The 7371-nt window shown below is 65.0% G+C and carries 5 protein-coding genes; 3 read left to right on the top strand and 2 right to left on the bottom strand.

The window, feature by feature from the left end; all coding sequences use genetic code 11:
* Nucleotides 1–685 precede the first annotated feature (685 nt).
* From AAG816_RS27170 to AAG816_RS27160, 3 genes are read left to right on the top strand one after another with little or no spacing between them, the layout of a single operon-like run.
* Nucleotides 686–2083: a radical SAM protein gene (locus tag AAG816_RS27170; protein WP_341992846.1), complete on the top strand. Its 1398-nt coding sequence runs from the start codon at nt 686–688 to the stop codon at nt 2081–2083.
* Between the two features lie 11 nt (nt 2084–2094).
* Complete coding sequence (locus tag AAG816_RS27165; protein WP_341992845.1) at nt 2095–2886, top strand: radical SAM protein; 792 nt, start codon at nt 2095–2097, stop codon at nt 2884–2886.
* Nucleotides 2883–3818, top strand: coding sequence for a radical SAM protein (locus tag AAG816_RS27160; protein ID WP_341992843.1), 936 nt, complete (start codon nt 2883–2885; stop codon nt 3816–3818). Before AAG816_RS27165 ends, AAG816_RS27160 begins: the two co-directional genes overlap by 4 nt.
* Before the next feature lie 403 nt (nt 3819–4221).
* On the opposite strand, the gene AAG816_RS27155 is transcribed toward AAG816_RS27160, so the two are convergent.
* Nucleotides 4222–6231 carry an acetyl/propionyl/methylcrotonyl-CoA carboxylase subunit alpha gene (locus tag AAG816_RS27155; protein ID WP_341992842.1) on the bottom strand — a complete coding sequence of 670 codons (2010 nt, stop codon included), beginning with the start codon at nt 6229–6231 and terminating at the stop codon, nt 4222–4224.
* Complete coding sequence (locus AAG816_RS27150) at nt 6228–7004, bottom strand: enoyl-CoA hydratase/isomerase family protein (protein ID WP_341992841.1); 777 nt, start codon at nt 7002–7004, stop codon at nt 6228–6230. Before AAG816_RS27150 ends, AAG816_RS27155 begins: the two co-directional genes overlap by 4 nt.
* Nucleotides 7005–7371 lie beyond the last annotated feature (367 nt).

Raw genomic sequence — 7371 nt, 5'->3', positions numbered from 1 at the left:
AACGGCAGCCTCTTCACGCACACTCAAGAGCCGGGCGCCTCCATCAGGCCGGTCGCCATCGGCGCGCGTTTCACCCCCCTCCCTGCCCTCCCCCGCAAGGGGGGAGGAGCCCGCGTCGGTCCGGTGACACGGACCTGGTGACAAAGAATAGATATCGCGTTATTATAGTCAGACAGTGCAAGCTATATTTGTACTGGCGCCATCATAAGTAATCCATGCCATCCATCTGGCGCCGCAAGACTTGCCAGCGCGAATGGCGTGACGGGCATCGTGACGTGCATCGCGTCTCGCGCGCTCGAACGGCTATGGGCGCGGCGCCAGAGCAAACCGGGCGCCTCCTCCGTCCGGCACCCATGACCTGCCCACTCGTCGAGCGTCGAAAAGATAATCGCAGCGCCATCGGCGGATCAATACTTATTGCATACTATCTTTATATTTCCGAATGCGGCCTCAACCTGCAGTTGACGGCATTTTACATTCGCGCAATATTTGCGCGTGCGCTTTGCACGCTGTTCTCATGAGGACCACTCCTATGGCACAGAAGACCTCCTATCAGCGGCCCATCGTGACGGCGTCCAAGACCAAAAGCAGCCAGTGCGCTTAGGTCTTCGACGCGGACATGGAAACGGGGAGAGCGCAACAACGCTCTCCCTATCCCATCAGGATCGACAGCATTGAGGCTGCCATGTTGGATCTCGCGCTGGATCAGGGGGATATGGCATATCCCATCGACTTGCTTTCACAGGCCGACGTTCTTGCGCGCATTCGCCATGACTTCCGCTATCGCCCGGATGTGCAGCTTCTGTTCAACTGGCAGACCGGCACCACGCTGCGATTAGAGAATGCGGTTGCTATCGACATCATCACGGAGATCTTCCACGCCCAGGCCGCGTCGATCGAGGCCATATCGCAGGCCTTGGGCCGGAAATACGATATCGCACCCCAGGATTGCATCGCAGATATATGGGACTTGCTGAATAGCACGCTCTATGCCGAGCCCGAGCCGATCGAGACTTGGGACTCGCTGGAAAAAGACCATCAGACGGAGATGCCGTTTCCGCTGCGGATCGAATTCGAATTGACCTCCCTGTGCAATTGGCAATGCGGCTTTTGCTACAATGTCTGGAAGATTGACCCCAAGCTCAGTGATCGGGATGTTCTTCTGAAATCCCGCGAGTTGCGAACCAAGAACATGGCCAAGGAGGACATGTTCCGGCTCTTGGACGAGTGCGATCGGAATGACGTTTTCATCGTCCGCTATTCCGGTGGCGAGACCATGCTGAATCCGGATTTCCAGGACATCATCGCCTATGGCGCGCGCAAGCGCCTGTATCAGGTGGTCTTCACCAACGGTCATTTTGTCGATGCCGCCACCGCCGAGAGTTTCGTTCGCAACAATGTCCGGGAAGTCATGATTTCCCTGCACGGCACCGAGCAGGCCCATATTCAACTCACCAAGAACACTCTGGCGTTCCAGAAAGCGGCCTCCGCCATCAAGCTGTGTACGTCCAGCGGCATTTCCGTGGTGGTCGAATCCATCCTGGTCAGGGACAGCATCGCCGAACTGCCGGAGATCGTGACGTATCTGAACGGACTCGGCGTTACCGAATGGCGCATCATGCGCTATGTGGAAACCGGCAAGAATGATGAACACTTCGGGGTCTCATCCCGGGACACCTTGCCGATCATGCTGATGCTGGACCGCTATCTGGCCGACCATCAGATCAAGATGAATATCGGCTGGCCATGCAGCCAGAAATTCTGCGCCAGCGACACCAAGACCGCGATCAAGGCCGATGACCCGACCCTCGCGGTGCGCCGCCGGCAGATCGTCAACCACTGCGAGGCCGGTGTCACCTGGTGCAGCATATCGTTCGACGGCCGGATCCGGACGTGTCCGCACAGCAACCACTATTTCGGCGACGTCAAGGCCCGCGGCATTGCCGAGGGATGGAACCGCATGGCGCCCAAGGTGTCCGAGGTTCTGCGTGAACAAGTGACCGCTTCAGAATGCAGCACCTGTTCGGTTCTGAGCGCCTGCAAGGGCGGCTGTCACCTGGAGCACTTCTTCACCCCGCATTGAGGCGAACCGCCATGGAAACCGCACGCGCGATCACGGCCGATATTCAGCCCCCGACCGGGTGCCAGATGTGCATGAACGGGCGCAAGGCGCAGCTTCACCTGACCTTGGAATGCAATATTCACTGCTATTTCTGCCCCATCAAGGAGAGCGAATTCGGCACCGACGTGATGGAGGTGCGGGGCCGGAAATACGATGCCTCCACCCCCATGGCGGTCATGCTGGACGACATCGTCAACGACCCGAGCGTGGATGGCGCCGCGATCAGTGGCGGCGAGCCGCTGATGCATCCGGAGCGGACCTACCAGGCGATCGAATATCTGCGGCTGCGGCGCGGGCCGCAGTTTCACATTCATCTCTATTCGAACGGCATCGCCATCGACGCGGCGGTGCTCCGCCGGCTGAATGCGCTGAAGATCAATGAGCTGCGCGTCAACAGCCTGAAGCCGCGCATCTTCAGCCAACTGGCGGGGGCGCAATTCCAGGTGGTTTGCGAGATCCCCTGCATCCCCGACCCGCGCTATCTTGAGCGGCTGTGCGACTTGCTGCCGGAATTGCCCCGATACGGCGTGCACGCCCTCAATCTCAACGAATTGGAAGCCACCGAGGAAACCCGGCAGATCTATCTGCGCAAGGGCTTCGCCATCGAGGGCAACCGGGCGGTCGAAAGCGCCGCTTATGCGCGCCAGATCCGGCAATTCATCGCCGAGCGCGATCTCGATATCTCGGTGTTCTTCTGCAATTTCGAGATTGCGGAGAAAATTCGGATTTCCCGCAACCGGCTGGAAAACGGAACCCTGTCATGAACACACACGTCATGAGCCCCCATACGCGGGTGAAGCTGGCCATCGTGGACGGGTGCAATCTGTCCTGCAGCCATTGCTATATGGGCGAGATGAAGGAGACCCAGAACAGTGCGCCGAACGTCAAGCGACGCATTGACGAGGCCGCCGAGCTCGGCGTCCGGATCCTGGATTTCACCGGCGGCGAGCCAACCCAGCACAAGGACATCGTCGAGCTGATCGATTATGCCGGGAGCAAGCATTTCTCAGTGCTCAACCTCAGCACCAACGGCATGGCCCTGGCCAAGCGCGAGCTGTTCGAGGCCGTCCACCGCAACCATGTGACCTGCAATATCTCCATGGACGGGGCGACCGAGCAGACCGTTGACCGGATCCGCGGCAAGAACGTCTTCCGTCGCCTGGAGGAGGTGCTGTCCCGGCTGGACGCGCACAAGATCCGCTTCTCGCTGCGCTTCTCCATCAACAAGGTCAACATGCGCGAGATCGGCGCCATCATCGATTATGGCGAGCGGTGGGGCGCCAAGATCGACATGGAACCGACGCAGAAGATCGGCAATGCGATCGAGAACCAGTTGATCCTCGACGCCACCGAAAAGGCCGATGTGGCGCAGGAGATCGCCGCCCGCAAGCCGCACGCCACGATCGAAATCGAAGAGAGCTTCACCGATCAGATTCCCTGCGACGGCGGGATGTCGGACCTGCTGACGGTGAATGCGGACGATCAGGCGGTTTCGTGCCTGATGATCTCGCGCAGCTACGCCATTCCCGTTCCCGAACAGCGGGTCTCGCTGAGCCAGCAGTGGAGCAAGATCCAGGGCCTGAAGACAAAGATGCGCGATTTCAAACCGGTCTTCCCGGCCTGCAAGACCTGCGAATATCTGCACATCTGCGAAACCGGCTGCCACGTCACGGCCCACGCCAAGGGCTGCATCTGAGCCGTCGGCGGCTGCCGCCCCCGCGGCAGGCTTTACCTTCGGAGTCCTCGCCTCCGCAGTGCTCTTCTCCGCAGCCGCGTGGTCGCCTCAGGCGTCCACCATCTCCTCCAGCACCAGCAGTTCGGCGCCTTCGTCCACCAGATCGCCCACGGCGCAGTTGACCGTCTTCACCCGCCCGTCGCGCGGCGCGGCGCGGCGACCGCGTGCTCCCCCCTTGGGGGGTGTGGGGACGTGGGAAGCGGCACCCTCTTCACGCCCGCTCAGAGGCCGCGCGCCTCCATCAGGCCGGTCGCCATCGGCGCGCGTTTCACCCCCCTCCCTGCCCTCCCCCGCAAGGGGGGAGGTGCCCGCGTCAGCAAGGGGAACGTCTCCGTAAGGTCGCGACGATGGGGCGCCCGTCGCCTCAGGCGTCCACCATCTCCTCCAGCACCAGCAGTTCGGCGCCTTCGTCCACCAGATCGCCCACGGCGCAATTGACCGCCTGCACAATGCCGTCGCGGGGGGCGGCGATGGTGTGCTCCATCTTCATGGCTTCCACCACCACCAGCGGGGCGCCCTTCGCCACCGTCTGGCCCGGGCTCACCGCCACGCGGATCACCGTGCCCGGCATGGGCGCCACCAGCCGGCCGGCGGTGCCGGTGGCCTCGATGGAGGCGATGCGCGGATCGATGAACTCCACCATGCGCTCCGCGCCGCCGGCAAACACCGTCAGCCGTGTGCCGGAGCGCACCACGCGGGCCTTGAGCCGCACGCCGTCGAGGCGGGCCACCAGGGTGCCGTCCGCCGCCACCGTCCCCGACACGGTCATCGCCCGATCGGGCAGATCCAACGTGAAGCCGTCGGTGCGGTAATGGGCGCGCACGGCGATGCGGGCGCCGCGATCGTCGAACGTCAGGTCCACATAAGCGGCGCGGTTGAGCCGCCAGCCGGGCGCCAGCCCCCAGGGCGAGAAGGCATCCGCCGGATCGGCGGAGGCGGCGGAGGCCCGCGCCTCCTCCAGCAGCACCGCCAGCGCCGCCAAAGCCACGGTGCGGTCATCCACCGGTGCCGGCGGCGGCAGCAGATCGGCGGCGAAGCGCTCGATGAAGCCGGTGTCGAGATCGGCGGCGGCAAAGGCCGGATGGCCGGCGATGGCCTGCAGGAACGCCCGGTTGGTGGGCAGGCCCACCACTTCGGTGGCCGCCAGCGCCGCCTGCAGCCGGCCCACCGCCTCGGCCCGATCGGCCCCCATGCCGATGATCTTGGCGATCATGGGATCATAATGGATCGACACCGTATCCCCGGCCCGCACGCCCGCATCCACCCGCACGCCGGGCACATCGAACGGCAGCCGCAGATGATCGAGCCGCCCCACCTGGGGCAGGAAGTCCCGCGCCGGGTCTTCCGCATAGAGCCGCACCTCGATGGCATGGCCCGCGAGCGGAATGGCCGCCTGCGCCAGCGGCAAGGGTTCGCCGCGCGCCACGCGCAATTGCCATTCCACCAGATCCTGCCCGGTGATGGCCTCCGTCACCGGATGCTCCACCTGGAGACGGGTGTTCATCTCCATGAAGAAGAACTGCTCGCCCTCGGCGATGAATTCCACCGTGCCGGCGCCCACATAGCCCACCGCCTTGGCCGCATCCACGGCGGCCTTGCCCATGGCGGCGCGCCGCTCCGGGGTCAGGCCCGGCGCGGGGGCTTCCTCCACCACCTTCTGGTGGCGGCGCTGGATCGAACAGTCGCGCTCATGCAGGTAAACCGCATCGCCCTGCGTATCGGCGAACACCTGCACCTCGATATGCCGCGGCCGGGTGAGATATTTCTCCACCAAGACCCGGTCATCGCCGAAGGCGCTCTTGGCCTCGCGCTGGGCGGAGCCCAGGGCCTCGGCGAAGTCTTCCGCCGCGCGCACCACCTTCATGCCCTTGCCGCCACCGCCGGCGGAGGCCTTGATGAGCACCGGATAACCGATGCGATCGGCTTCGCGCGCCAGCAGAGCGGGATCCTGGTCGGCGCCGTGATAGCCCGGCACCAGCGGCACGCCGGCGGTTTCCATCAGCGCCTTGGCCGCGCTCTTGGAGCCCATGGCCCGGATCGCCGAGGCCGGCGGACCGACGAAGATGATCCCCGCCGCCGCGCAGGCATCGGCGAAATCCGCATTTTCCGACAGGAAACCGTAGCCGGGATGGATGGCATCCGCCCCGCTGGCCTTGGCGGCGGCGAGGATGGCGTCGATCTTCAGATAGCTCTCGCGGGCGGGCGCCGGGCCGATGGGATAGGCCTCGTCGGCGGTCTCCACATGCAGCGCGCGGGCGTCGGCGTCCGAATGCACCGCCACGGTGGCGATGCCCATGGCCTTGGCGGTGCGCATGATCCGCACCGCGATCTCGCCCCGGTTGGCGACCAGAAGCTTGCGGATTGCCCGGCTCATGCCCCACCCCAGTTCGGTTTGCGTTTTTCGAGGAAAGCGGCGAGCCCCTCTTGGCCCTCGGCCCCGGCGCGCTGATTGGCAATGCGGCGGGCGGTCTCTTCCATCACCGCGGGGGTGATGGGGCCGTCCACGGCGGCCACCAATTGCTTGGCGGCGGTGAGCGCCTGCGGGCCGGCGGCGGTCAAAGCCTCCAGATGGCCGGCGATGGTGGCATCCAGCGTCTCGGCGGACACAACTTGGTGCACCAGACCCAGTTCCAGCGCGGTCTGCGCGGAAAAGCGCTCGGCGGTGAGGAAATAGCGCCGCGCCTGCCGCGCGCCCATGGTGCGCACCAGATAGGGGCTGATCACCGCCGGGATGAGGCCGATGCGCACCTCGGTGATGGCGAATTGCGCCTCGGGCACCGCCACCACGATGTCGCTGGCCGCCAGCAATCCCAGCGCCCCGGCAAAGGCCGAGCCATGCACCCGCGCCAGGGTGGGCTTGGGGCAGGTGTCGATGATGTGCAGCAGCGCGGACAGATGCATGGCATCGGTGAAATTCTCGTCGCTGCCATAGGCCGCCATGCGGCGCATCCAGGTCAGATCGGCCCCGGAGCAGAACACCGGGCCTTCCGCCCGCAGCAGCACGGCGCGCACCGCCGGGTCGGCGCTCGCGGCGTGGTAGGCGGCGGTCAAGGCGGCGATGACCGCATCGTCGAAGGCGTTGCGGGTTTCGGGACGGTTCAGGGTGAAGGTGGCGACGCCCTGATCGTGGGTGACGGAAACACTCATGTCACGGCTCCTGGCCGGGGCGTATGGCCCGCTGCGGTTCTGGCGTGCCCGACAACCCGAGGTCGGCGGACACGGTCAAGCTCGCGCTGGCAGATGAAAGTGGGATGACGCGGCAGAGCGGCTGGACATGCCAGTGCCCGCGCGCCGTTTCCCCCAAGCGGCCGCGCGCCGGAACAGCGCGGGCTCCTCCCCCCTTGCGGGGGAGGGCAGGGAGGGGGGTGAAACGGGTGCCATCGGCGACCGGCCGGAGGGAGGCGGAGGCGGAACCTAAGTGGACGCGTAAGAGCGACAAAACGGTGCGCCCATCAGAGCGCACGCCGACCGGAGGCCGTTTCACCCCCCTCCCCAGCCCTCCCCCGCACGGGGG

It is taken from the genome of Azorhizobium sp. AG788, assembly GCF_943371865.1.
Taxonomy (GTDB): domain Bacteria; phylum Pseudomonadota; class Alphaproteobacteria; order Rhizobiales; family Xanthobacteraceae; genus Azorhizobium.
Note: the sequence above shows the minus strand (reverse complement) of the source record. Positions and strands in the feature narration are given on the sequence as shown.

What these genes read in the sequence shown, in the direction of transcription:
- AAG816_RS27170 (WP_341992846.1), top strand. Translation starts at nt 686, where the DNA reads ATGTTGGATCTCGCGCTGGATCAGGGGGATATGGCATATCCCATCGAC.
- AAG816_RS27165 (WP_341992845.1), top strand. Translation starts at nt 2,095, where the DNA reads ATGGAAACCGCACGCGCGATCACGGCCGATATTCAGCCCCCGACCGGG.
- AAG816_RS27160 (WP_341992843.1), top strand. Translation starts at nt 2,883, where the DNA reads ATGAACACACACGTCATGAGCCCCCATACGCGGGTGAAGCTGGCCATC.
- AAG816_RS27155 (WP_341992842.1), bottom strand. Translation starts at nt 6,231, where the DNA reads ATGAGCCGGGCAATCCGCAAGCTTCTGGTCGCCAACCGGGGCGAGATC.
- AAG816_RS27150 (WP_341992841.1), bottom strand. Translation starts at nt 7,004, where the DNA reads ATGAGTGTTTCCGTCACCCACGATCAGGGCGTCGCCACCTTCACCCTG.